Genomic DNA, 23,538 nt, shown 5'->3' on the forward strand with positions numbered 1-23,538 from the left:
ATCGGACTTCTGATTGATTGGTTCCAATCCGATTTTCGATACGCATTGATATGCTCGGCATATGAAAGAAAGCCTGATCGACCTGCGGGCCTGGCGCCAGTTCGTGGCCGTGGCCGAGGAACTGCACTTCGGCCGCGCCGCGCTGCGCCTGCACATGACGCAGCCGCCCGTCACGCAGGCCATTGCGCAACTGGAGAAGACGCTGGGCGTGGTGCTGTTCGACCGCACGCGGCGGCGCGTGGCGCTCACGCCGGCCGGCGAGGCCTTGCTGCCCGACGTGCGCGAACTGCTGGCCCGCGCGCAGGCGCTGCCGGCCAGGGCGCGCGCGGCGGCGGCGGGGCAGGTGGGGCGCGTGCGCATCGGCTTCGTGTCGACCGTCGGCTTCGAGCAGTTGCCGGCCTGGGTGCGCGAGTTTCGCGTGCTGTGCCCGGAGGTGGCGCTCGAACTGGTAGAGGCCACGGGCGACGTGCAGCTCGAAGCCTTCGCGCGCGGCGAGATCGACGCCGGCCTGATGCTGCATTCGCCCGGCGCCGCGCCGCCGGGGCTCGCGCGGCTCGCGGTCTCGCAAGAGCCGCTGGTGCTCGCGCTGCCGGCGCAGCATGCGCTGGCCCGTGCACCCGCGCTGCTGCTGGCCGACGTGCTGGCCGAGCCGCTGGTGATCTTTCCGCGCCGCATCGTGCCCTCGCTGCACGACGCCATCTTCGACCTGTACCACGCGGCCGGGCGCACGCCGCAGCTCGGGCAGGAGGCGATCCAGATGCAGACCATCGTCAACCTCGTCTCGGGCGGCATCGGCGTGGCCTGGGTGCCAGAGAGCGTCACGCAGTTCCGGCGCGCAGGCGTGGTGTACCGCCGCGCCGCGGAGTTCGCGCCGGCCTCGCGGCGCCGCAGTGCGCCGGTGCTGCCGTCCTGCGAGACCAGCCTGGTGTGGCCCGAGGAGGCGGCCAACCCGGCGCTGGCGCGCTTCGTGGCCTTCGTGCGCGAGCGCGGACAGGAGGGCGGACAGGGGCGCGGACGTGGGGACGTCAGCGAAGGCAAGACGCCCGCGCATTGATCCGGCAAGATGCCTCCCCTGGAGGAAAGCGCGTATGCACACGATCATGGTGATGGGCGGCGGCTTCGTGCTGCTGGCGGTGTTCCTTCTGGCCGCGCGCCTCAGGGGCGACGGCTCGGCGCTCGCGCTGGCTTCGGCGGCCAAGTGGTTCATTCCGGCGTGGTTCATCGGCGCGGCCATCAACATGGCGGTGGGCGTGCTCACGGCCGGGTATTCGGTGGCCGACGAGTTGCCGATCTTCCTGCTGATCTTCGCGGTGCCCGCGGTGGTGGCCAGGCTGCTGTGGTGGAAGTGGGGACGCTAGCTTTCGGCCGAATATCCCCGACCCTGCCTCGACATCCGGGGCGGGCACAATCTGCGCCATGCTCATGTATCCGCAGATCAATCCCATCGCCCTGCAGCTCGGGCCGGTGGCCATTCACTGGTACGGCCTGACCTACCTGGCCGCGTTTGCGCTGTTCTATTTCCTCGGCACGCGGCGCCTGCGGCACGAGCCGTACCGCTCGCTGGTAGGCGCGGGCGCCTGGCAGCGCAAGGACATCGAGGACATTCTTTTTCTCGGCGTGATGGGCGTCATCGTCGGCGGGCGGCTCGGCTACTGCCTGTTCTACAAGCCCGAGTTCTACCTGACGCATCCGCTCGAAATCCTCTATGTGTGGCAGGGCGGCATGAGCTTCCATGGCGGGCTGCTCGGGGTGATCGGCGCGATGGTGTGGTTCTCGCATTCGCGCGCACGCCCGTTCTGGCAGGTGATGGACTTCGTCTCGCCCTGCGTGCCGACCGGCCTGGCCGCCGGCCGCGTGGGCAACTTCATCAACGGCGAACTCTGGGGCCGCTTCAGCAGCCCCGACCTGCCTTGGGGCATGGTGTTTCCGCAGAGCGGCTCGATGCTGCCGCGCCACCCCTCGCAGGTCTACCAGTTCCTGCTCGAAGGCCTGCTGCTGTTCGCGGTGATGTGGCTCTACGCGCGCAAGGAGCGCAAGCAGGGGCAGGTGGCCTCGGTGTTCCTGATCGGCTACGGCGTGCTGCGCTTCGTGGCCGAGTACTTCCGCGAGCCCGACGATTTCCTCGGCCTGCGCGCGCTCAGCCTGAGCCAGGGCCAGTGGCTCAGCGTGCCGATGGTCATCGCCGGCATCGCGCTGTGGTTCTGGTTCGGCCGCAACGGCACCAGGACGACCACCGCACGCGCTTGATTCCTTAGTTCGCAGGGTAAGTCCCAGCCGCGCACGGGGTGCGCGGCCCTTGCGCCGCATCGCGGGCAGGCTCAGAATTACGCGTAATTACAGGAAATTACGCGGTTCTCGCTCTGACGATCCCCATGCGCCTGGTCCCCAACTCCCTGCACGACGAAGTCGCCGCCACCCTGCGCGAGCAGATCTTCGACGGCACCCTGGCGCCCGGCAGCTTCGTGGACGAGGCCGCGCTGTGCGAGCGCCTGTCCATCTCCCGCACGCCGCTGCGCGAAGCGCTCAAGGTGCTCACCGCCGAAGGCCTGCTGCGGCACGAGCCGCGCCGCGGCTGCTTCGTCAACGAGGTCACCGAGCGCGACCTCGACGAGATCTTTCCCGTCATCGCCTTGCTCGAAGGCCGCTGCGCCTACGAGGCCGCGCGCAACGCGAGCGACGCCGAACTGCACGAGCTCGACGCGCTGCACGAGCGGCTGGTGCGCCATGCCAAGGCGCGGCGCATCAACGACTACTACGCCACCAACCACATCATTCACGAGGCGATCATCCAGCTCGCCGACAACAGGTGGCTGGCCCAGGTGATCGGTGACCTGCGCAAGATACTGAAGCTCGCGCGGCTGCAGCAGCTGCATGCGCCGGGGCGGCTCGAGCAGAGCCTGTCGGAGCACCTGGCCGTGTTCGCGGCGCTCAAGGCCCGCGACAGCGAAGGCGCCGACGCCGCCATGCGCACGCACATGACGCGCCAGCGCGAGGCGCTGCGCGAAGTCATGCGCCAGCAGAAATCCAGGGTGATGTCGTGACGACCGTGCGCCGCGACATGCCCGTTCTCCCCAGCATTGGAGTGTCCCGATGAGTGCGACCGAATGGTTCCAGGCGCGGCTGCGTTCTGGCGAAAAGTCCAAGGTGCCGGTGGCGCCCGAAGCGGCCGCCAAGGGCGTGCCGAAGAACGCGCCCAAGCCCAGCGTGCGCACGACCGCCGAGCGCCTGCAGGTCACGCTGCGCAAGGCCGACGAGGCGCTGTCGCCGCGCGCGCTGCGCCGCGTGCTGGCCGACCTTCAGGCCGTGATCGATCCGCGCGTGAGCGAGGTCGAGGGCGGGCGCCGCGCGCACGCCATCGCCGATGCCTACCGCGCCGCGCCGGCCGAGGAGCGCCGCGACTACTGGGCGCTCATGAGCGAGCATTTCGCGGCCGACGGGCAAAAGCTCAAGGCGGCCCGCGACCAGCACCAGAGCGCCGTCGGCACGCCCGACGAAGGGCAGGCCGAGTCGCGCCTGCGCCGCGCGCTGGTGTCGCCGCGCATGCGGCTGCTGCAACGCTTCGCGGTGGAGCCCGAAGGCATGCGCTTCCTGGTCGACCTGCGCGCCGACCTGCTGCCCAACCTGAAGGCCGACAAGCGCCTGCTCGCGCTCGACGCCGAGCTCGAGCACCTGTTCTCCACCTGGTTCGACGTGGCCTTCCTCGAGCTGCGCCGCATCGACTGGGATTCGCCGGCCTCGCTGATCGAGAAGCTCATCCGCTACGAGGCGGTGCACGACATCAAGAGCTGGTCCGACGTGAAGAACCGTCTCGACGACAGCGACCGCCGCTGCTACGGCTTCTTCCATCCGCGGCTGCCCAACGAGCCGCTCATCTTCGTCGAGGTGGCGCTGGTCGACCGCATCAGCGACGGCATCACGCCGCTGCTCGACGAGGCCGCCGTGCCCGTGCTGCCCGCCAAGGCCACCACCGCCATCTTCTATTCGATCAGCAACACGCAGAACGGCCTGCGCGGCGTGAGCTTCGGCGACTCGCTCATCAAGCGCGTGGTCGAGACGCTGCAGGACGAACTGCCGCGCCTGAAGACCTTCGCCACGCTGTCGCCCATTCCGGGCTTTCGCACCTGGCTCGCCAAGAACGCGGCCGACCTGCTGCCGCGCCTGGACGAGAAGCGCGAGGCCGAACTCGGCCGGCTCGTCGGCTCGCTGCCGCCCACCGCCGAGCGCCTGCTCGCGGCGCTCGATGCGGCCACCGCCTTCGACGCCAGGTCGCCGCTGCGGCAATGGCTCATGCAGGCCGCCGCCGAGTACCTCGGCCGCGCGCTGGTCGACGGCACGCCGGCCGACCCGGTCGCGCGCTTCCACCTGGGCAACGGCGCCCGCGTGGAGCGGCTGAACTGGGCGGGCGATCCGTCGCCCAAGGGGCACAAGCAGTCTTACGGGCTGATGGTCAACTACCTCTACGACCTCAAGCGCCTGGACAAACACCGCACCTGGCTGGCCGACGGCAAGGTGGCTGTATCGGGAGACATCGAAAGCCTGTACTTCAAAAAAGGCTGAGGGGCGTTCGCAGGCCGGCAGCAGCGCGAGCGCATGCCGGCGGCCGCATCGGGCGGCAAAATCCACAACGACAGGAGATGAGACAGATGAACCCAGGTTTTCAACGCCGTGACGTCCTGCGCGCGGCCGCCGCCGGCGCGGCCGTTCTGTGCGGCGGCGCGCAAGCCCAGCAGGGCTGGCCCGCCAAGCCCGTGACCATGATCGTGCCGTTCCCGGCGGGCGGCGGCACCGACGCCTTCGCACGGCCGCTGTCGGGGCAGTTCTCGCGGCTGACGAACCAGTCGCTCATCATCGACAACCGCGGCGGCGCCGGCGGCACGCTGGGCGCCAGCGTGGCCTCCAAGGCCTCGGCCGACGGCTACTCGCTGTTCATGGGCGCGGTGCACCACGCCATCGCGCCGTCGGTCTACCCCAAGCTCGACTACGACATCGAGAAAGACTTCGCTCCCCTCATGCTGCTGGCCAACGTGCCGCAGGTGGTGGTGGTCAACCCGAAGCGCGTGCAGGCCACCAGCATCAAGGAACTCATCGCGCTGGCCAAGCGCAGCCCGGGGCAGCTCAATTACGGCTCGGCCGGCGCGGGCACCTCGCACCACCTGGCGGGCGAGCTGTTCAAGCTGCAGACCGGCACCTTCATCACCCACATTCCGTACCGCGGCGCGGGTCCGGCGCTGGCCGACCTGATCGCCGGCAACGTCGACCTGATGTTCGACGGCCTCGGCTCCTCGGCCCAGTACATCAAGAGCGGCCGCATCAAGGCGCTGATGGTGGCCGGCAGCAAGCGCAACCCCGCGTTCCCCGACGTGCCGTGCGCCGCCGAGGTGGGCCTGCCCGAGTACACCGTGACCACCTGGTACGGCCTGTGGGCGCCGCGGCGCACGCCGGCCGACGTGCAGCCGCACATCATCGACGAGATGAAGAAGGTGCTGGCGGCCGACGACATCAAGAACATCTGGGCCCAGAACGGCTCCGAAATCCCGACCCTCACGGGCGCCGCCTACGGCAGCTTCGTGAGCGCGGAGATCAAGCGCTGGGCCACGGTGGTGAAGGCCTCGGGCGCGAAGATCGAATGAGCGCAAGCCAGGTTTCGCTGCGCTGCAAGGGCGAGGGCCGCGCCGCCGTCGCCTTCGTCACGCTGTCGAACGCGGGCCGTCTCAACGCCATGACGCGCGCCATGTGGCGCGAGCTGCGCGCCGTGTTCGACGGGCTGCGCAACGCCAGCGCGGCCGACGGCCCGCGCTGCGTGGTCGTGCGCGGGGAGGGCGGTGCCTTCTGCGCGGGCGGCGACATCTCCGAGTACCCGTCGTTCCGCTTCGAAGAGCCCAGCCTGCGCGAGTTCCACGAGAACGAAGTGTGGGCCGCGCTGCAGGCGATGCTCGACTGCCCGCTGCCGCTGGTCGCGCAGATCGAGGGCGCGTGCATGGGCGCGGGCATCGAGATTGCGAGCTGCTGCGACATCCGCCTGGCCGGTGCCTCCGCGAAGTTCGGCGCGCCCATTGCCAAGCTGGGCTTTCCGATGGCGCCGCGCGAAGCCGCGCTGGTGCATGGCGCCATCGGCGACGTGCTCGCGCGCGACATGCTGCTGGCCGCCGGCGTGCACGGCGCGCAGCGCCTGTACGACGCGGGCTTCCTGCTCACGGTGCTGCCCGACGACGAAGTGGCGCCTGCCGCGCAGGCGCATGCCACGCGCATCTCGGCGCTTTCGCCGCAGGCCGCGCGGCTGCACAAGCAGACCTTTGCGGCGTTGCGCGCCGGCGCGCCCTCGGCCCACGGCCTGCTGCCCACGGCCTACGACTACGCCGACTCCGACGAACACCGCGAGGGCATCCACGCCTTCCTGGCCAAGCGCACCCCGAATTTCTGAACGAAGAAGAACCCGTCCGAACACAAGCGATGACGAAGACCGCCAACTCCAACCTGTTCGCCGCCCTGCGCGCGGCTTTCCCCGCCGACCTCGACAGCATTGCCGTCGAGACCGACAACGGCCTGTTCTATTCGTGGCGCGACATCGAACGCGCCAGCGCCATGATCGCCAACCTGCTCGACGCCCTGAAGCTGGAGAAGGGCGCGCGCATCGCGGTGCAGGTCGAGAAGTCGGTCGAGGCCATGCTGCTGTACCTTGCCACGCTGCGCGCGGGCTATGTGTTCCTGCCGCTGAACACGGCCTACCAGAGCGCCGAGATCGAATACTTCATCGGCAACGCCGAGCCGGCCGTGGTGGTGTGCACCAGCCGCAATGCGGCGTGGGTCGCACCGATTGCCACGGCGGCCGGCACCAGGCACGTCTTCACGCTGGACGACGACCGCACCGGCACGCTGCTCGAAGTGGCCGCGCTGTGCAGCGACCAGCACAAGGTGGCGCAGCGCAAGGCGGGCGACATGGCCGCCATCCTCTACACCAGCGGCACCACCGGCCGCAGCAAGGGCGCGATGCTTTCGCACGGCAACCTGCTGTCGAACGCCGAGGTGCTGAAGGACTACTGGGGCTGGACCGAAGGCGACGTGCTGATCCACGCGCTGCCCATCTTCCACGTGCACGGCCTGTTCGTGGCGCTGCACGGCGCGCTGCTCAACGGCAGCAAGATGCTGTGGTTCTCGAAGTTCGACCCCAAGCGCATCGTGCAGAAGCTGCCCGAGGCCACGGTGTTCATGGGCGTGCCCACGCTCTACGTGCGCCTGCTGGCCGAGGCCGGCCTCACGCGCAAGGCGGTGCGCAACATGCGCCTGTTCGTCGCGGGCTCGGCGCCGCTGCTCATCGAGACCTTCGACGAATGGCGCGAGCGCACCGGCCACACCATCCTGGAGCGCTACGGCATGAGCGAGACGGCCATGCTCACGTCCAACCCTTACAGGCCCGAGCAGGGCGAGCGCCGCGGCGGCACCGTCGGCTTTGCGCTGCCGGGCGTGCAACTGCGCGTGCGCGACGACAGCGGGCGCGACTGCACCACCGACGAGATCGGCAACATCGAGGTCAGCGGGCCCAACGTGTTCGCCGGGTACTGGCGCATGCCAGAGAAGACCAGGGAAGAGTTCACCGCCGACGGCTTCTTCAAGACCGGCGACGTGGGCAAGATCGATGGCATGGGCTACATCACCATCGTCGGGCGCAGCAAGGACCTGATCATCAGCGGCGGCTACAACGTGTACCCGGCCGAGATCGAGGGCTACATCAACGAGATGACCGGCGTGGCCGAAAGCGCCGTGGTCGGCGTGCCGCACCCCGACTTCGGCGAGGTGGGCGTGGCCATCGTCATCGCCAAGTCGGGCGCTTCGCTCGATGCGGACGCCATCGTGGCCGACCTGAAGTCGAAGCTCGCGAACTTCAAGATTCCCAAGCGTTGCTTCGTGGTGCCGGAGCTGCCGCGCAACACCATGGGCAAGGTGCAGAAGGCGCTGCTGCGCGCCGAGCACAAGGGGCTCTTTGCCGCCTAGCGAGGCCTAGGTTCTTGTTCCAGGCGTGCCCTCGACACGCTGGAACACGATGTCCGCCACCGCGGGCTCGAACGGCGCCGCGATGCGGTCGATGCGGCCTTCGCGGTCGTAGAGGAAGCTCAGCGCCAGCTCGTCGGGGTGGAACTCCACCGGGCGGTAAGGCGTGGTGAACACGTCGTAGTGCCAGTGCGCGAGGGGGCCCGAGAAGGTGCGCCAGCGCCAGGCGAGACCCTCGGCTTCGCGCGTGATCTCGATGGGGCCGTAGGCCGGATGCGCGTACACGCCCGCGTATTCGTCGAGTGCATGGCTGGGCTGCGTGCCGCTGCGGCGCTTGTCTTCGCGGGCGTCGCGCTCCTTCTTCTGCTGCCCGATGAATTCGCGGCGCTTCGGCATCAGGCGGGCTAACCAGTCGACAGGCTCGCGCCCGCTGACTTGGTCGAACACCGCATAGGTCAGCATCGACGTGACGACGCTGGGCGCGCGGTTGGTCAGCACCACCACGCCGGTGTGGCGCTCGGGCATCACCGTCATGAGCGTGCCCCAGCCCAGCCATGAGCCCGAATGCGAGAAGGTGCGGTCGCCGCGGTAGTTCTCGCAGAACAGGCCGAAGCCGTAGTGCGAGTCGCCGATTTCCGCGTGCTCGGAGCGGCCCACGTGCACGTGCGGCGTGCACATCTCGCGCAGCGACTTGGCGGACAGCAACTGCCGCCCGTTCACCTTGCCGTCGTCCAGCAGGAAGCGCGCCCATTTCGCGACGTCGGCCACCGACACGTTCATGCCGCCGCCGGCCGTGGTGCGTATCGGCCACAGCGGGGAGGGCGTGCATTCGTCGCTGACGATCACATGCGGGCGGGCCGCATTGCCGGCGGCGGCCAGCGCCTCGATGGTGAAGCCGAAGTCATTGAAGCCCAGCGGCGCGAGCAGGCGTTCGGTGGTGAAGTCTTCCCAGCTTCGGCCGCTGATGCGCTCCGTGACCATGCCCGCCACCATGTAGCCCAGGTTCGAATACTGGAAGGTGTCGCGCAACTCGCGGCTCGGCGCAAGGTGGCGCAGCAGCGGCAGCATCTGCGCGCCGCCAAGGTCGCCGGGCATGTGCACCCAGTCGTGGCGCGGCAGGCCGCTGCGGTGGCACAGCAGGTCGCGCACGGTGAGGCGCTCGGTCGCCAGCGCATCGTGCAGGCGGAACTCGGGAATCACCTCGCGCACCGGGCGGTTCCACTCGAGCTTGCCTTCGTCGACCAGCAGGCCCAGGCCGGCCGCGGTGAAAGACTTGGTGATGGAGCACAGCAGGAACTGCGTGTCGGGCGTCACCGGCTCCATGCCACTCATGCCGCTCATGTCGCGCACGCCGTAGCCCTGCTGCAGCACCACCTCGCCGTCGCGAATCACCGCCAACGCCAGGCCGGGAATCTTCCACTCCTGCATCGAGGCTTCGACCAGCCTCTCGAGATCGCTCCACATGTCGGGTCCTTGCCGTTCGGATAGGGCCCGAGATGCTAAGCCATCCCCGCCGCACGCGAGGCGTTCAGGCCATGCCGTTCATCAGCCCGCTGCGCGCGTGGCAGTTGATGTACTCGTAGCTCTGCTCGTCGGCCTTCAGCACCGACACCTCGTGGTACACGCGCAGCTGCAGCTGGAAGTTCAGCGCCTGCACGTAGCGCATGAAGCTGCCGAAGATGGCCACGTGCGTGGGGTGCGACTCGGCCCAGCGCTCCATGTCGGCCAGCGAGCGCCAGTAGCTCAGGCCGAAGGATTTCTGCAGCGGTGCGCCCTGCGCGTCGAGGTGGTGCATGTAGCGGTTGCTGTAACAGCCGATGCCCAGGCCCTGGTCGCGCAGGAAGTCCATGCCTTCGCGCAGCACGGGTTCCATGTCGTCGAGGTAGAGCGCGCGTTCCTGGCCGGTGGTGTCGGTCCACTCCTGGCCCGAGCGGATCATCGCGATGTTCTCGTGGCCCGCCACGCGCACGCGCTGGCCCGGAGCCGGCGCGCCCGCGATCACCGCGCGCGTGCCCGAAGGCGCCATCGCATCGGTCTGCGAGAGCGGGATGCGGTCGCGCATCGATCCCCAGTAGCCGTGCTCCTGCAGCTCGCCGCTGACCTCGCCCATCACCACGCCCACGCCCTCGAAGCGGTCGGGCGTGTTGAACATGGTCTCGAAGTGTTCGACGCGCGGCGACGCCACTTCGCGGAAGTAGCCCAGGCCTTCGGAGAGCCGCTCGCCGGAGCGCCACCAGGCATCGACGGCCGGCGTGGCGCACCAGCGTGCGTAGGCCGCGGCGTCGCGCCAGTACGCGATGGCGATCATGTTGTCGAAGCCGTCGGCATCGACGTGGTGCGTCAGGTCGTGGTGGCCGGGACCGTCGGGCAGGGCGAAGTCGCGGGCGATCTTCATCAGCGCGGCGCAGGCGCGGCCCTGCATGGACGCGCCGCGCGACTGCACGCCGAAGTAGCCCATCACCACCTGCTTCAGTTCGGCGGGCGCGCGGGCCGACCACACGGGGTAGGGCGGCGTGTAGTCGTCTTCCACGCGGCGGTGGCGTGTGCGCGGGCACTTCAGGTGGTCGGCAATGGCGGATTCCATGGCGAAGCTCCTTTCATGTGCCCGGGACTCAGGCCACGACCGGCTCGGCCGCGCTGCCCTCGGGCTCCGGCGTGAGCTGCACCACCACCGGCTCGCGGCGCGTCTTGTTCAGCAGCAGCTGCGTGACGTCGGGGCGCGAGTAGTGGCCGCTCGGGTCGGCCGCCGCCTTGGCGAGCGAGATCATGCCGAGGTCGATGTCGGCGATGAGCAGGCCTTCCTCGTCTTGCGCAAGCGGCGTGCCCAGCGGCGAGCCGTCGGGCGCGTAGATGCGCGCATGGCCGCCGCCGGTGCCCAGCATCTGCTGCTTGCCGGCGTCGGTGCACATCAGCTCGCTCATGGCCTTCGACACCGTGGCGCAGGGCGCGATGACGAAGCAGCCGCCCTCGACCGCGTACACCTGGCTCGCGGCGTTGTTGACCTCGTGGCCCAGCGCATAGGCCGCGCCGCGGTAGAGCGAGAAGCTCGGCCACGCGCCGCAGTGGATCTGCTCGTTCTGCGAGTACATGGCGTACTTGCTGAGCGGCTGCAGGTGCTCCCAGCAGCACAGCGAGCCGATGTTGCCGATGGGCGTTTCCACCACGTGCAGGTCGGAGCCGTCGCCCTCGCCGAACACGGTGCGCTCCACGTGCGTGGGCTTGAGCTTGCGGCGCGTCTGCACCGTGTGGCCCTGGTCGTCGATGAGCGCCTGCGCAATGTAGAGGCTGCCCGCGGCCTTTTCGCTGAAGCCGAACGACAGCCAGATCTTGTGCTTGCGCGCCGCCGCCTTCAGCCGGTCGAACTCGGCCGAGCCGATGACCAGCGAGTTGTCGTGGTAGCGCTGCACGAACTGCATGCCCCAGGCCGGCGAGTCGAGCCAGATCCACCAGGGGTAGCCCGGGATCCACGTTTCGGGGAACGCGATGAGCTGCACGCCTTGCTTCGCGGCCTGCGCCATCAGGTCGATGGTCTTGTCGATGGTGCCGTCGAGGTCGAGGAACACGGGGGCGGCCTGCACGGCGGCAACGCGCAGCTTGGGGTGGACGGTCGTGGGCATGTCGGTTCTCCTGGTGCGAATGAAAGTGCAATGAAAAAGCAAGGAACGTAAGGGTCCGCGTGGCTGGCGCACCGGGTTTGCGCTGTGGCATGCGGGTTGCTTGAAGCGTAGATTCGCGCCGCCGGAATGCCTTGACCCGGATTGGCGGCGTTCTTGTTCCAGCGTTGCATGCCGCCTTGCCGAGGCGTTTCACGGCCCTTGAAGCGCTTCCAGTGCTTGCCGTTGCTTTCAGGCTTTCCGAGGAACCACGATGACCCAACTGCTCAGCACCGATGCCGTCTCCCGCGACCAGCGGCTCGCCTACTGGACCGACATGATCTGCAACGTCTACGTGCAGCTCGAGTGCGATGCGGTGCACGAGGACGGCAACGGCGATTTCGCGGGCAGCATCCGACAGCACACGCTGCCCAGCCTCGACATGTCGGTGGTCACCTCGGGGCCGCAGAAGGTGATGCGCACGCCGGGCCACATCGCGAAGTCGAGCGACGATTACTTTCTGGTGAGCATCCAGGCGCGCGGCCAGGGCGTGGTGCGCCAGGACGGGCGCGACGCCGTGCTGGCGGCCGGCGACTTCGCGCTGTACGACAGCACGCGGCCCTACGAGCTGCTGTTCGAGGAGGCCTTCGAGCAGATCGTGCTCAAGCTGCCCGGCGAGCGCCTGCGCAGCGAGTTGCGCGACACCGAGGCGCTGACGGCCACCACGGTGTCAGGGCGCGAAGGCGCGGGGCACCTGCTGCTGGGCATGATCCGCACGCTGCGCGAGGACATCGACACGCTGCAGCCCGCCTCGGCATTGGCGGTGGCCAACGGCGTGCAGAACATCCTGGTGGCGGGCCTGCAGACGCTGCCCGCGGCACGCGCGCCGGCGCTGAGCAACCTCACGGCGTACCACCTGGCGCGCGTGAAGCGGCGCATCGACGAGCAACTGGCCGATCCTTTGCTGTCGGTGGGCACGCTGGCAACCGGGCTGGGCGTGTCGGTGAGCCACATCCACCGCGTGTTCAAGAGCGAGCCGCTGACGCCCGCGCAGTACATCTGGGAGCGCCGGCTCGAGGCATGCAGCCGCGACCTGCTGGAGCCGCGGCTGGCGGGGCGCCCGGTGGCGGAAATTGCGTACGGCCGGGGCTTCAACGACGCGGCGCATTTCAGCCGCGCGTTCCGCGAGCGCTTCGGCTGCTCGCCGCGCGAGTGGCGGCAGCAGCGCGTGCAGTAACGACCGGTCTTTTTACCGGACCAGCAGCACCGTGGTGTTGGTCTCTGCGATCACCTGGGTGGCGACCGAACCCATCGGCGCGCGGCCGAAGCGTCGACGGTGCAGTTGCCCATGCCCTGTTCGGCCAGCTCGGATCAGCTCGGCTCAGCCGTGCAGGCCCTTCCAGAGCATGTACGTCGCCAGCAGGTACAGGATGGTCGCGAACACGCGCTTGAGCTTCTTCACCGGCAGGCTGTGCGCCGCCTTCGCGCCCAGCGGCGCGGTGAACACGCTGCACGCGGCAATCACCGCCAGCGCGGGCAGCCAGATGTAGCCGAACGAGCCGGCCGGCAGGCCCTGGGCCGACTGGCCGCTGATGACGTAGCCCAGCACGTTGGCCACCGCGATCGGAAAGCCCAGCGCCGCGCTGGTCGCCACCGCGTTGTGGATGGCCACGTTGCACCACGTCATGAACGGCACGCTGATGAAACCGCCGCCCGCGCCCACCAGGCCCGAGATGAAGCCGATGGCGCCGCCCGCCGCAAGCTGCCCGCCGGTGCCGGGCATCTGCCGCGTGGGCTTGGGTTTCTTGTCGATGAACATCTGCGTGGCCGAGAAGCCGACGAACAGCGCGAAGAAGATCGCCAGCGCCGTGCCCTTGAGCAGCGCGAACACGCCCAGGCTGCCCACGAGGCTGCCGATGACGATGCCGGGCGACAGGCGCTGCACGATGTCCCAGCGGACCGCGCCGCGCTTGTGGTGCGCGCGCACGCTCGACACCGAGGTGAAGATGATCGTGGCCATCGAGGTCGCGATGGCCATCTTCACCGCGAGGTCGGCCGGCACGCCGCGCTGGCCCATGATGATCGTGATGAACGGCACCATCAGCATGCCGCCGCCGATGCCCAGCAGGCCCGCGAGGAAACCGGTGCCCAGGCCGAGGGCGGCGAGTTCGGCGATCAGCAGGGGGTCGAGCAGTTCAGCGATGTTCACGGTGGCGTCGAAAAAAAGTGCTTCTGGAAAAAGCAACGGCCCCGTGCAACTGGTGCAAGGGGCCGTGGCCGGAATAGGTGTCTGCAGATGGTGTGCCGGACCCGCATCCTGAACCAGGGTTCAGGTGGGCGAGGGCAGCAAGACTTCGGGTTCATCTGACGCGAGATGATCACGCCCGTCTAGCGATGTACCAAGCCCGGCTCCGGAGAGCATTGGAACAAGGAAATATTAAGCCCGACACGTCTGCAGACAAGGCGGATTTTACGCCCCGTATGCGTCCGCCGCGCTCATTCAGAGCAAATGTCCATCGCCGGCCAGTGCCTGATCGAGTCTTTGAATGAGCTGCCCGGCCTTGGGGTCTGTTTCGGTGGTATCTGCAGCGGCGGCAACCGGTGCGGGCGCCGCGGCGGCAGCGGCGATAGCGGCCTGTTGCGCGGCGAGGTCGAACGCGAGGTTCAGCGACGCGAGCACCGCGATGCGGTCGCGGGCCTTGACTTTTCCTGCATCACGGATCTTGCACATGGCCGCGTCCACGCGGTCGACGGCTTCGCGCAGCTGCGCCTCGCCGCCATCGGGACAGCCGAGCAAATAGCTCTGGCCCATGATCTGTACTTCAATCTGCTTCATGCGGGGGAGTCTTGGGAAGGTGGTTCAGCCGGCAACCGTTCCAGCAGTGCGTCCAGGCGCGTGCGGGCGGCGGCGAGGCGCGACTTCAGGGCGTCGCGTTCGCGCGTGAGCGCATCGACCTGTTCCTGCAACAGCGCATTGGTGCGCTGCACCTCTTCGTGACGCACGAGCAGGCGTTCGACACGCTCGGCGATCTGGTCGATAGGGCTGGAGGCGGGCATGGTTGGCGATTGTAGTTTCCCGGGAAATCGGTCCCGCCGAGGCTGGGCGCGGCGCCCGGCGTGCTCGGGATTCTGCGGCTTCGCAGCCCGCCGATCAAACCTTTCATGGCTCGCTCAGCCGCACGTAGGTGGCCAGCAGCGCGCTCTTGGCAACGACACCGAGCAGCACGGGGTCTTGCGCGCTCTCGATCACCGGCAGCCGCTCGCCCAGGTGGTCGAGGAAGCGCTGCAGCGCCTCGCCCAGCCCGGTGTCGGCGGCAATCGGCAGGATGGCCTGCGAGAGCAGGGCGCCCGCCGTGGTTTCCTCTGGCGCGGTGCCCAGCGCCGACAGCGGCACCACGCCCAGGTAGCGGTTGCTCGCGTCGACCACGTACAGGTACTTCACCGGGTGCTGCAGGAAGAGCCTGCTCATCGCCTCGCGGTCGGCCCCGGGGCCGACCACCGTCTCGGCCGGCTGCACCAGGTCGCGCATGTGCAGCCCGCGCAGGCGCAGCTGCGTGTCGCGCTGCTCGTTGCGCCGCAGCGTGATCTCGTACATCGAGCCCGCGTTGGCCGAGCGCGCCACGAAGTACGCGATGACGCTGGCCGCCATCAGCGGCAGCATGACCTGGTAGCTCAGCGTCATCTCGAAGATCATCAGGATCGCCATCAGCGGTGCCTGCGTGGCACCCGCCAGGAATGCGCCCATGCCGACGATGGCATAGGCGAACGGCGCTGAAGTAGCGGCCGGCCACAGCGCCTGCACGCCCTGGCCGAACAGCGCCCCCACCATGCAGCCGAAGAACAGCGCCGGCGTGAACACGCCGCCCACCGCGCCCGAGCCCGCCGTGGCCAGCGTGGCCGCGGTCTTGGCGACCAGCACCATCGCAATGAGCGCCCACGGCCATGGCGTGTGCAGCACCGCGTTGACCACGCTGTAGCCGTTGCCCCAGACCTCCGGCATGGGCACCGAGATCGCGCCCATCAGCAGCCCGCCCAGCGCCAGCCGCAAGGGCAGCGCCAGCGGCAGCCGCGAGAACAGCGCGCGGCTGCCCTGCAGCGCGCGCAGGAAGCCGACGGCCGCAAAGCCCAGCAGCACGCCCAGCACGCAGAACAGCACCACCTCGGTGCCGTGGATCTCGGGGAAGGCCGGCATCTTGTACGGCGGCTGGTAGCCGGGCAGCGCGCGCATCGCCACGTTGGCGACCACCGAGGCGATGATGATCGGCCCCACGCTTTCCATCGCGATGGAACCCAGCACGATTTCCGCGACGAAGAAGGCGCCCGCAATGGGCGCGTTGTAGGCCGCGGTCAGGCCCGCCGCCGCGCCGCAGGCCACCAGCAGCCGCAGCCGCTCGACCGGAAAGCGGCACACGCGCCCCAGCAGCGAGGCCGCGAGCGCCGCCAGCTGCACCATCGAGCCTTCGCGCCCGATCGAGCCGCCGGTGCCGATGCTGACCAGCGACGACGCACTGCGCACCAGCGTCTGCGCCACCGGAATGCGCCCGTCGCCGAGCACGATGGCTTCCATGTAGTCGGAGGTGGCGCTGCGCACGGCCACGCGTCTGGCGAGCACCAGCAGTCCGCCGGCCACCAGCCCGCCGAGCGCGGGGCAGGCGACGCGCGCCCACCACGGCAGGCTCTTGGCCATGGCCACCAGCCCGTCGCCGGGTCCGAGGAACAGGTGCTCGAAGTGATAGAGCGCCGCGCGAAAGAGTTCGGTGGCCAGCGTGCCCAGCAGCCCCGCCACGATCGACCACAGCAGCATCGATTGCCAGCCGGAAACACCAAAGAGGCGCTGCAGCGCCGAACGAAGATTCAGGAAAACCGTGGCGGGCCGCATCATGGGCATCGATGTTAGCGGCGAGCGCAACTTTCGACTTAAAACGCGATCGCCAGGGCCTAAAATGCCGCCCGTTGGTGCTCGCGGCGTGGTTCACACGGCGCAGTTCAACGGGAAGCAGGAGTGGACGCCCCCCGAATTCGCATCGGGACCCGGCCGAAGCCGCCTGCGCTGCCCCCGCAACGGTCAAGCAGACGGCGCCGCAAGGCGCCAACCCCTTTCCATCCAAGCCACTGGGCGCCCTGAAACAGGTGCCTGGGAAGGCGGTGGGGGTCGTTCTGCCAGCCCGGATACCGGCCAACAAGGCGGCTGCCGCATGCATCGACGAATGAAGGTCGTGCACCAGGCAGCCATGGCGCCCCGTGGCGCCGGCGGGGAGGCCGGCGAGGGGCATTGACGTTCGTTCGGTTCATTCATGATTTCCCACGTTTGCTTTTCACGCGGTAGCGCTCCTGCGCGCCGTCTCCGTGTCGCCTGCCTGCCGCTGGCGCTGGTGTCCGCCTTCGGCGCTTTCGGTGGCGTGGCCCATGCGCAGGAAACCCCCGCGCTGGTCGAAACGGTGGTCACGGCCAACCGCACGCCGCAGCCGCTGTCGGAGCTGGTGGGCGATGTGTCCATCGTCGACCGCCAGGCCATCGAACGCAGCGGCGCGACCGGCGTGGCCGACGTGCTCTCGCGCCTGCCCGGCATCGAGATCTCGCGCACCGGCGGCGTGGGCAACACCACCAGTCTGTTCATCCGCGGCGCGGAAACGCGCTTCACCGCCGTCTACCTGGACGGCGTGCGCATCGACTCGCAATCCACCGGCGGTGCCGGCTGGGAAGGCATTCCGCTGTCGCAGATCGACCGCATCGAAGTGCTGCGCGGCCCGGCCGCCGCGGTGTACGGCTCCGACGCCGTGGGCGGCGTGATCCAGCTGTTCACCCGGCGCGGCGAAGAGGGCGTGCGCCCCTACGCCGGCATCGGCTTCGGCAGCAACGGCCTGCGCAAGATCGAAGGCGGCGTGAGCGGCAAGTCGGGCCTGTTCGATTACTCGTTCGGCGTGGCGCACGAGGAAAGCAAGGGCTACAACCTGCAGCCGGTGGAAAAGCGCAACGTGGTGAAAGACGGCTTCACCAACCCCGACCGCGACGGCTACCACAGCACCTCGGGCAACGTGAAGCTGGGCCTGCAGATCACGCCCGACCAGCGCATCGAGGCCACGCTGCTCACCAGCGACACCACGGCCGCCTACGACCCCTCGGTGGCCTACAAGACCAAGCTGCCGATCCTGTTCCGCGAGGACGAGTCGAACAACACGCTGCGCACCGCCGGCCTGACCTGGTCGGCCAGGTGGAACGACATCTACAGCACGCGCGTGCAGGTGACCGATTCGCAGTCGGTCTACAAGACGCAGCCTTCGTTCTACCGCACCGAAACCAACCTGCGCGGCTACCTGTTCCAGAACGAGTTCCGCTTCGGCCCGCACCTGGTCTCGGCCACCTTCGAGCGCCGCGAAGACGCGCTCGAGAACGCGCCCACCACCTCGGCCAAGCTGCTCTCGCGCGACCGTTCGCAGGACGCCATCTCGCTGGGCTACGGCTTCGTGCAGGGCCCGCACTCGCTGCAGCTGCACGTGCGCCACGACAAGGACAGCGAGTTCGGCGGCAAGACCACCGGCAGCGCGGCCTACGGCTACGCCATCACGCCGGCGCTGCGCTTCACGGCGTCGGCCGGCACCGCCTTCCGCGTGCCCACGCTGTACCAGCGCTTCAGCGAGTACGGCCTGCCCACGCTCAAGCCCGAGTCGAGCCGCAACGCCGAGCTGGGCCTGCAATACACCGACGGCGGCACGCAGGCGGGCATCGTGGTCTACAAGAACCGCGTGCGCAACCTGATCGTGTTCGACGGCTCGGCCACCGGCTGCGCCTCGTCGTTCGGCTGCTACTCGAGCACCGCGCGCGCCCGCTACCAGGGCGCGACGCTGTCGGGCAGCCAGCGCCTGGGCGACGTCACGCTGCGCGGCTCGGTCGACTTCCAGGACCCGCGCGACGAGGCCACGCACAACCTGCTGGCGCGCCGCGCGCAGCGCCACGCCACCCTCGGTGCCGACTGGCGCGTGGCCGGCTGGACGCTGGGCGCCGAGGTGCAGACCTCGGGCCGTCGCTACGACGACGCGGCCAACGCGGTCAGGCTCGGCGGCTACACGCTGCTGAACCTGTCGGCCAGCACCAGGATCACGCGCGACCTGAACCTGGTGGCGCGCGTCGACAATGTGGGCAACAAGGACTACCAGTTCGCGCGGCTGTATGCCAATGCAGGCCGCACCGCGTACGTCGGTCTCAAGTGGACGCCTCAATAAACCAACCCTCGCAACGACCCGGTGCCGCCGGGCAGCCCGCGTGCGCCGCGGTGCTGGTGGCTGCCCCGGCCTCGGGCCAGGGCAAGACCACCGTCGCCGCGGCGCTCGCGCGCCTGCACGCACGGCAGGGCCGCCGCGTGCGCGCCTTCAAGTGCGGGCCCGACTTCCTGGACCCGCACTGGCTGGCGCTGGCCACCGGTGCGCCCGTGCACTCGCTCGATTTGTGGATGACCGGCGAGGCCGACTGCCGCGCGCGCCTGCGCGAGGCGGCCGCCGGCTGCGACCTGCTGATCGTCGAGGGCGTGATGGGCCTGTTCGACGGCACGCCGAGCGCGGCCGACCTGGCCGAGCGCTTCGGCCTGCCGGTGCTGGCCGTGATCGACGCGCACGCCATGGCCGGCACCTTCGGTGCGCTGGCCTATGGGCTGCAGAACTTCCGGCCCGGCCTGCCGTGGGCCGGCGTGCTGGCCAACCGCGTCGGCAGCGAGCGGCATGCGGGCATGCTGAAAGACGCGCTGCGCGAACCCTCGCAATGGCTGGGCGCCTTGCCGCGCGACGCCAGCTTCACGCTGCCCGAGCGGCACCTGGGCCTGGTGCTGGCCAACGAACTGGGCGACGCGATGGCGCGGCTCGACGCCGTGGCCGACGTGCTGGCCGCCACGCCGCTGGGCCAGATGGCGCTGGCGCAATTGCCGCAGGTGCGCTTCGAGGCGCGCGAACCCGAGCCCGAACCCGAACCCGCGCCTGAAGCCGCTCAGGCCGTGCCGCCCTTGCTGGCCGGGCGCACCATCGCCATCGCACGCGACGCGGCCTTCTCGTTCATCTACCCCGCCAACCTCGACGTGCTCGCGTCGCTGGGCGCGGCGCTTTCCTTTTTCTCGCCGCTCGCGGGCGACACCTTGCCGGCCTGCGATGCGGTCTGGCTGCCGGGCGGTTACCCCGAGCTGCACGCCGAGGCGCTGTCCGCCTGCACGCCGCTGCGCGACGCGCTGGCCGCGCATGCCGCATCGGGCAAGCCCATCTGGGCCGAGTGCGGCGGCATGATGGCGCTGTTCGACGAGCTCGCCACGCAAGACGCCGCGCAGGTTCACCGCCTCTGGGGCCTGCTGCCCGGCCGCGTGACCATGCAGAAGCGCCTGGCCGGTCTCGGCCCGCAGCAGCTCGTGCTCGGCAACCACGTGCTGCGCGGCCACACCTTCCACTATTCGCTGTGCGACACGCCGCTGCCGCCCGCGGCGCACACGGCGCGGCCCGGCGCGACGCAGCCCGTGGGCGCGCGCGGCGGCGAGGCGCTGTACGTGCACGGCCCGGTGCGCGCGAGCTATTTCCATGCGTGGTTCGCGTCCAGCCCGGAAGCCACCGCGCGTCTTTTCGGCGCCATGCCCATCGAACTGGAGAGCCATGTCACAGCCGAGTAAGCCGGGCAAGCCGAAGACGGCCGCCGACGCCATCCACGAATTCATCCTCGGCGGCCAGAAGAGCGGCAAGTCGCGCCGCGGCGAGCAGCGCGCCATCGACTGGCTCGCCGCCTCACCCCGGCACCGCGCCGTGATGATCGCCACCGCGCAGGCCTACGACGACGAGATGCAGGAGCGCATCGTGCGCCACCAGGCCGACCGCGCCGAGCGCGTGCCCGGCATGCGCACCATCGAGGAGCCGATCGAGCTGGCGCGCGCCATCGTCACGCAGAGCGCGTCCGAGACGCTGGTGGTCGTCGACTGCCTCACGCTGTGGCTCACCAACCTCATGATGCCGATGCCCTGCGAAGACGCACGCCCCGCCACGCGCACGCCCGCCGCGCACGCCGGCCTGCTGATGGCGGCGCTGCGCGACGCGCCCGGCCCGGTGGTGGTGGTGGGCAACGAGATCGGCCTGGGCGTGATTCCGCTCGGCCGCGAGACGCGGGCCTTCGTCGACGCGCTGGGCCGCCTGAACCAGGACGTGGCCGCTGCCTGCGACCGCGTCACGCTGATGGCGGCCGGCCTGCCCTTGACCCTGAAGGCACCTGCCGCATGAAGATGTTCCGTTCGCTGCCCGCCCTGGGCTTGGCCCTGTACCTGAGCCTCTGTGCCTTCGCCGCCCATGCCCTCGACATCGTCGACGAGCGCGGCGTCACCGTCAGCCTGCCGCAGCCGCCGCAACGCATCGTCACGCTGCTGCCCTCACTCACCGAATCGGTCTGCGCGCTGGGCGCGTGCGACCGGCTGATCGGCGTCGACCGCTATTCCAATTCGCCCGCGCAGGTGAAGGCGCTGCCGCAGCTCGGCGGCGGCATCGACCCGAACGTCGAGGCCATCGTCGCGCTCAAGCCCGACGCGGTGCTGCTGGCCAAGTCCTCGCGCGTCACGCAGCGCCTGGAGGCGCTGGGCCTGAAGGTGCTGGTGCTCGAACCCAAGAGCCATGCCGACGTGCGCCGCGTGCTCGACAAGCTCGACCAGGTGCTCGGCACGCACGAGGCGCCCCGGGTCTGGCGCGTGATCGACGCCAGCGTCTCGGCCGCCGCCCAGTCGCTGCCCGCCGGCGCCAAGGGGCTGCGCGTGTACTTCGAGGTGAACAGCGCGCCGTACGCGGCGGGCGAGTCGTCGTTCATCGGCGAGACGCTCGCGCGGCTCGGCGAGAAGAACATCGTGCCGGCCTCGCTCGGCCCGTTTCCCAAGCTCAACCCCGAATACGTGGTGCGCGCCAACCCCGACCTCATCATGGTCAGCGTGCGCAGCGCGCAGGGGCTGGAGCAGCGCCCGGGCTGGGCCGGCATCCGCGCGGTGCGCGAGGGCCGCATCTGCCGCTTCAGCGCCGAAGAGTCCGACGTGCTGGTGCGCCCCGGTCCGCGCATGGACGAGGCGGCGCGGCTGATGGCGAAGTGCATCGCCGACATGAGTGGCAACGGCGGCAAGGGCGGCAAGCCGTGAACGCGGCCGTGAGGCACACGGCCCATCTGCGCCGCGTCCTGCTGCTCGGCGCGGGCCTGCTGGTGCTGGGCGCCGCGCTGATGCTGCTGGGCCTTGGCATCGGCAGCACCGGTTTCGAAAGCCTGCTGTCGGCGCGGCACGACCCGGTGGCGCTGCAGATCGTGTGGGACATCCGGCTGCCGCGCACGCTCGGCGCCTGGCTGGCCGGCGCGCTGCTGGGCTTGGCGGGCGCGGTGGCGCAGGGCCTGTTTCGCAATCCGCTGGCCGATCCGTACCTGCTGGGCAGCGCCTCGGGCGCCTCGCTGGGCGTGGCGGTGGCGCTGCTGATGTTCGGCGGCTCGGCCGCCAGCACGCAGTGGGTGATGCGGCTCGGCCTGACGGGCGCGGCCTTCATCGGCGCGGTGCTGGCGGTGATGCTCACGCTGATGCTCGCGCGCGGCGTGCAGCAGACGCTGCGGCTGCTGCTCGCGGGCGTGATCGTCGGCGTGGTGCTGGGCGCGGCCAAGGACCTGATCACCATCGCCTCGGCCGACATTCTCCAGGCCATCCAGGGCTTCGTGCTCGGCAGCACCGGCCTGGTCGGCTGGAGCGCGTGCGCGGTGATGGCCATGGTCGGCGCCGTGTGCCTGCTGCTCGGCTGGGCGCTGGCGCCGGTGCTCGACGGGTTGGCGCTCGGCGAGGCCACGGCGCGCAGCCTGGGCCTGCCGCTGGGCGCGATGCGCGCGGCGCTGGTGGTGGTGCTCGCGCTGGCCACCGGCGCGGCCGTGGCGCAGACCGGGCTCATTGCCTTCGTCGGCCTGGCGTCGCCGCACCTGGTGCGCTCGATCGTCAAGACCACGCATGCGCGGCTGATCGTGCTGTCGGCGCTCATGGGCGGGCTGCTGCTGATGGGCGCCGACCTGCTGGCGCGCTGGCTGATCGCACCGCAGGAACTGCCGGTGGGCGTGCTCACGGCCGTGCTCGGCGGCAGCTACCTGCTGTGGCTCATGCACCGGCGCAGCGCGCGCGGAGGCCTGGCATGAACGACCGGACGCCCCGGACGCACCGCGCGCCTGCAACCCCGGCGCTCGAGGCGCGCCGCGTCAGCGCCACGCTCGGCGCGACCGAGGTGCTGCACGACATCGACCTGAAGCTCTCGGCCGCGCGCTGGACCAGCATCGTCGGGCCGAACGGCGCGGGCAAGTCGACGCTGCTGAAAGCCATGGCCGGCCTGCTCGCGCACCGCGGCGAGGTGCGGCTGTTCGGCGACGCGCAAGCCAGGGTGCCCGCGCGCACGCGCGCCCAGCGCCTCTCGTGGCTGGGCCAGAGCGGCTCGGGCGAGGGCAGCGCCGACGACCTGATGGTCTACGACGTCGCCATGCTCGGCCGCCTGCCGCACCAGCGCTGGCTGGCCGCACCGAGCGCGGCCGACCGCGAGGCCGTGGAGCGTGCCTTGCGAAGCACCCAGGCTTGGGACTGGCGCGACCGCCCGTTGGGCCAGCTGTCGGGCGGCGAGCGCCAGCGCGTGCTGCTGGCACGCGCGCTCGCGGTCGAGGCCGAGCTGCTGCTGATGGACGAGCCGCTGGCCAACCTCGACCCGCCGCACCAGGCCGACTGGATGCAGACCGCCCGCACGCTCGTGGCCGAGGGCAAGACCGTGGTCAGCGTGCTGCACGAACTGCCGATGGCGCTGGCCGCCGACGAGCTGGTGGTGATGAACCACGGCCGCGTGGTGCACCACGGCGGCTGCAGCGACCCCGCCACCCACGCCGCGCTGGAGCAGGTGTTCGACCACCGCATCCGCGTGCACCGCGTGGCGGACCAGTGGATCGCGCTGCCCAGATAAAGAAC

The 23,538-nt window shown here is 69.9% G+C and carries 22 protein-coding genes and 1 riboswitch; of the genes, 15 read left to right on the forward strand and 7 right to left on the reverse strand.

Translation table 11 applies throughout. The annotated features are described in order from the left end of the window. The first annotated feature begins 61 nt into the window (after window positions 1–61). From BM004_RS20370 to BM004_RS20405, 8 genes are all read left to right on the forward strand, one after another. Window positions 62–1,054 (forward strand): LysR family transcriptional regulator, encoded by a 993-nt coding sequence (locus BM004_RS20370; protein ID WP_093216178.1) that lies wholly within the window; start codon window positions 62–64, stop codon window positions 1,052–1,054. A gap of 34 nt (window positions 1,055–1,088) precedes the next feature. Then, entirely contained in the window at window positions 1,089–1,358 is a 270-nt protein-coding gene (locus BM004_RS20375) for a hypothetical protein (protein WP_093216180.1), read from the forward strand. A gap of 58 nt (window positions 1,359–1,416) precedes the next feature. Then, window positions 1,417–2,247 carry a prolipoprotein diacylglyceryl transferase gene (gene lgt / locus BM004_RS20380; RefSeq protein WP_093216183.1) on the forward strand — a complete coding sequence of 277 codons (831 nt, stop codon included), beginning with the start codon at window positions 1,417–1,419 and terminating at the stop codon, window positions 2,245–2,247. 125 nt (window positions 2,248–2,372) lie between these two features. Beyond that, window positions 2,373–3,041: a GntR family transcriptional regulator gene (locus BM004_RS20385; protein WP_093129828.1), complete on the forward strand. Its 669-nt coding sequence runs from the start codon at window positions 2,373–2,375 to the stop codon at window positions 3,039–3,041. 49 nt (window positions 3,042–3,090) lie between these two features. Beyond that, complete coding sequence (locus tag BM004_RS20390) at window positions 3,091–4,557, forward strand: malonyl-CoA decarboxylase (RefSeq protein WP_093216185.1); 1,467 nt, start codon at window positions 3,091–3,093, stop codon at window positions 4,555–4,557. An 86-nt stretch (window positions 4,558–4,643) separates the two neighbouring features. Continuing rightward, window positions 4,644–5,630 carry a Bug family tripartite tricarboxylate transporter substrate binding protein gene (locus tag BM004_RS20395; protein WP_093129830.1) on the forward strand — a complete coding sequence of 329 codons (987 nt, stop codon included), beginning with the start codon at window positions 4,644–4,646 and terminating at the stop codon, window positions 5,628–5,630. Further along, window positions 5,627–6,421: an enoyl-CoA hydratase/isomerase family protein gene (locus tag BM004_RS20400; protein WP_093129831.1), complete on the forward strand. Its 795-nt coding sequence runs from the start codon at window positions 5,627–5,629 to the stop codon at window positions 6,419–6,421. The genes BM004_RS20395 and BM004_RS20400 overlap by 4 nt, the downstream gene beginning before the upstream one ends. A 29-nt stretch (window positions 6,422–6,450) precedes the next feature. Further along, window positions 6,451–7,989 carry a malonate--CoA ligase gene (locus BM004_RS20405; RefSeq protein ID WP_093216188.1) on the forward strand — a complete coding sequence of 513 codons (1,539 nt, stop codon included), beginning with the start codon at window positions 6,451–6,453 and terminating at the stop codon, window positions 7,987–7,989. Between the two features lie 6 nt (window positions 7,990–7,995). On the opposite strand, the gene BM004_RS20410 is transcribed toward BM004_RS20405, so the two are convergent. The 3 genes from BM004_RS20410 to BM004_RS20420 all read right to left on the reverse strand — a co-directional run bounded on the left by BM004_RS20410 (window position 7,996) and on the right by BM004_RS20420 (window position 11,603). Next, entirely contained in the window at window positions 7,996–9,450 is a 1,455-nt protein-coding gene (locus BM004_RS20410) for a serine hydrolase (protein ID WP_093216190.1), read from the reverse strand. Between the two features lie 64 nt (window positions 9,451–9,514). After that, a complete protein-coding gene (locus tag BM004_RS20415; RefSeq protein ID WP_093216193.1) occupies window positions 9,515–10,570 on the reverse strand; it encodes a phenylacetaldoxime dehydratase family protein in 1,056 nt (351 codons plus the stop codon). A 28-nt stretch (window positions 10,571–10,598) separates the two neighbouring features. Then, complete coding sequence (locus tag BM004_RS20420; protein WP_093129835.1) at window positions 10,599–11,603, reverse strand: carbon-nitrogen hydrolase family protein; 1,005 nt, start codon at window positions 11,601–11,603, stop codon at window positions 10,599–10,601. Between the two features lie 250 nt (window positions 11,604–11,853). Between BM004_RS20420 and BM004_RS20425 the strand changes: the two genes are divergently transcribed. Then, entirely contained in the window at window positions 11,854–12,816 is a 963-nt protein-coding gene (locus tag BM004_RS20425) for an AraC-like ligand-binding domain-containing protein (RefSeq protein WP_093129836.1), read from the forward strand. Window positions 12,817–12,960: 144 nt separating this feature from the next. Here the strand turns inward: BM004_RS20425 and BM004_RS20430 are convergent, their stop codons facing one another. The 4 genes from BM004_RS20430 to BM004_RS20445 form a co-directional block, all read right to left on the reverse strand. Continuing rightward, window positions 12,961–13,782, reverse strand: a complete 822-nt coding sequence (locus tag BM004_RS20430; RefSeq protein ID WP_093216367.1) for a sulfite exporter TauE/SafE family protein — start codon at window positions 13,780–13,782, stop codon at window positions 12,961–12,963. Between the two features lie 297 nt (window positions 13,783–14,079). Continuing rightward, window positions 14,080–14,415 carry a cell division protein ZapA gene (locus tag BM004_RS20435; protein ID WP_093129837.1) on the reverse strand — a complete coding sequence of 112 codons (336 nt, stop codon included), beginning with the start codon at window positions 14,413–14,415 and terminating at the stop codon, window positions 14,080–14,082. Next, entirely contained in the window at window positions 14,412–14,636 is a 225-nt protein-coding gene (locus tag BM004_RS20440; protein ID WP_093129838.1) for a DUF904 domain-containing protein, read from the reverse strand. The genes BM004_RS20435 and BM004_RS20440 overlap by 4 nt, the downstream gene beginning before the upstream one ends. A gap of 103 nt (window positions 14,637–14,739) precedes the next feature. Next, window positions 14,740–16,461, reverse strand: coding sequence for a ClcB-like voltage-gated chloride channel protein (locus BM004_RS20445; protein ID WP_093129962.1), 1,722 nt, complete (start codon window positions 16,459–16,461; stop codon window positions 14,740–14,742). A 55-nt stretch (window positions 16,462–16,516) separates the two neighbouring features. Beyond that, window positions 16,517–16,775: riboswitch (cobalamin riboswitch) on the forward strand. Window positions 16,776–16,873: 98 nt separating this feature from the next. On the opposite strand from BM004_RS20445, the gene BM004_RS20450 reads away from it, so the two are divergent. From BM004_RS20450 to BM004_RS20475, 6 genes are read left to right on the forward strand one after another with little or no spacing between them, the layout of a single operon-like run. After that, window positions 16,874–18,799, forward strand: coding sequence for a TonB-dependent receptor domain-containing protein (locus BM004_RS20450; protein ID WP_093216195.1), 1,926 nt, complete (start codon window positions 16,874–16,876; stop codon window positions 18,797–18,799). Further along, the gene (locus tag BM004_RS20455) at window positions 18,784–20,217 is read left to right on the forward strand and encodes a cobyrinic acid a,c-diamide synthase CobB (RefSeq protein ID WP_093216198.1); all 1,434 of its coding nucleotides are present in this window, start codon (window positions 18,784–18,786) and stop codon (window positions 20,215–20,217) included. Before BM004_RS20450 ends, BM004_RS20455 begins: the two co-directional genes overlap by 16 nt. Further along, window positions 20,201–20,815 carry a bifunctional adenosylcobinamide kinase/adenosylcobinamide-phosphate guanylyltransferase gene (locus BM004_RS20460; protein WP_093216200.1) on the forward strand — a complete coding sequence of 205 codons (615 nt, stop codon included), beginning with the start codon at window positions 20,201–20,203 and terminating at the stop codon, window positions 20,813–20,815. Before BM004_RS20455 ends, BM004_RS20460 begins: the two co-directional genes overlap by 17 nt. Continuing rightward, entirely contained in the window at window positions 20,812–21,708 is an 897-nt protein-coding gene (locus BM004_RS20465) for an ABC transporter substrate-binding protein (RefSeq protein WP_177206547.1), read from the forward strand. Before BM004_RS20460 ends, BM004_RS20465 begins: the two co-directional genes overlap by 4 nt. Next, complete coding sequence (locus tag BM004_RS20470) at window positions 21,705–22,730, forward strand: FecCD family ABC transporter permease (protein WP_093216203.1); 1,026 nt, start codon at window positions 21,705–21,707, stop codon at window positions 22,728–22,730. Before BM004_RS20465 ends, BM004_RS20470 begins: the two co-directional genes overlap by 4 nt. Then, complete coding sequence (locus tag BM004_RS20475; protein ID WP_093216205.1) at window positions 22,727–23,533, forward strand: ABC transporter ATP-binding protein; 807 nt, start codon at window positions 22,727–22,729, stop codon at window positions 23,531–23,533. The genes BM004_RS20470 and BM004_RS20475 overlap by 4 nt, the downstream gene beginning before the upstream one ends. Window positions 23,534–23,538: the final 5 nt, after the last annotated feature.

The sequence above is a fragment of the Variovorax sp. OK212 genome (genome assembly GCF_900112425.1).
In the GTDB taxonomy this organism is placed as follows: Bacteria; Pseudomonadota; Gammaproteobacteria; order Burkholderiales; family Burkholderiaceae_C; genus Variovorax.

Coding starts and splice junctions, on each gene's coding strand:
- BM004_RS20410 (WP_093216190.1), bottom strand. CDS start 9,450: ATGTGGAGCGATCTCGAGAGGCTGGTCGAAGCCTCGATGCAGGAGTGG.
- BM004_RS20385 (WP_093129828.1), top strand. CDS start 2,373: ATGCGCCTGGTCCCCAACTCCCTGCACGACGAAGTCGCCGCCACCCTG.
- BM004_RS20375 (WP_093216180.1), top strand. CDS start 1,089: ATGCACACGATCATGGTGATGGGCGGCGGCTTCGTGCTGCTGGCGGTG.
- BM004_RS20415 (WP_093216193.1), bottom strand. CDS start 10,570: ATGGAATCCGCCATTGCCGACCACCTGAAGTGCCCGCGCACACGCCAC.
- BM004_RS20440 (WP_093129838.1), bottom strand. CDS start 14,636: ATGCCCGCCTCCAGCCCTATCGACCAGATCGCCGAGCGTGTCGAACGC.
- BM004_RS20420 (WP_093129835.1), bottom strand. CDS start 11,603: ATGCCCACGACCGTCCACCCCAAGCTGCGCGTTGCCGCCGTGCAGGCC.
- BM004_RS20395 (WP_093129830.1), top strand. CDS start 4,644: ATGAACCCAGGTTTTCAACGCCGTGACGTCCTGCGCGCGGCCGCCGCC.
- BM004_RS20405 (WP_093216188.1), top strand. CDS start 6,451: ATGACGAAGACCGCCAACTCCAACCTGTTCGCCGCCCTGCGCGCGGCT.
- BM004_RS20460 (WP_093216200.1), top strand. CDS start 20,201: ATGTCACAGCCGAGTAAGCCGGGCAAGCCGAAGACGGCCGCCGACGCC.
- BM004_RS20445 (WP_093129962.1), bottom strand. CDS start 16,461: ATGATGCGGCCCGCCACGGTTTTCCTGAATCTTCGTTCGGCGCTGCAG.
- BM004_RS20390 (WP_093216185.1), top strand. CDS start 3,091: ATGAGTGCGACCGAATGGTTCCAGGCGCGGCTGCGTTCTGGCGAAAAG.
- lgt (WP_093216183.1), top strand. CDS start 1,417: ATGCTCATGTATCCGCAGATCAATCCCATCGCCCTGCAGCTCGGGCCG.
- BM004_RS20425 (WP_093129836.1), top strand. CDS start 11,854: ATGACCCAACTGCTCAGCACCGATGCCGTCTCCCGCGACCAGCGGCTC.
- BM004_RS20475 (WP_093216205.1), top strand. CDS start 22,727: ATGAACGACCGGACGCCCCGGACGCACCGCGCGCCTGCAACCCCGGCG.
- BM004_RS20465 (WP_177206547.1), top strand. CDS start 20,812: ATGAAGATGTTCCGTTCGCTGCCCGCCCTGGGCTTGGCCCTGTACCTG.
- BM004_RS20450 (WP_093216195.1), top strand. CDS start 16,874: ATGATTTCCCACGTTTGCTTTTCACGCGGTAGCGCTCCTGCGCGCCGT.
- BM004_RS20370 (WP_093216178.1), top strand. CDS start 62: ATGAAAGAAAGCCTGATCGACCTGCGGGCCTGGCGCCAGTTCGTGGCC.
- BM004_RS20435 (WP_093129837.1), bottom strand. CDS start 14,415: ATGAAGCAGATTGAAGTACAGATCATGGGCCAGAGCTATTTGCTCGGC.
- BM004_RS20400 (WP_093129831.1), top strand. CDS start 5,627: ATGAGCGCAAGCCAGGTTTCGCTGCGCTGCAAGGGCGAGGGCCGCGCC.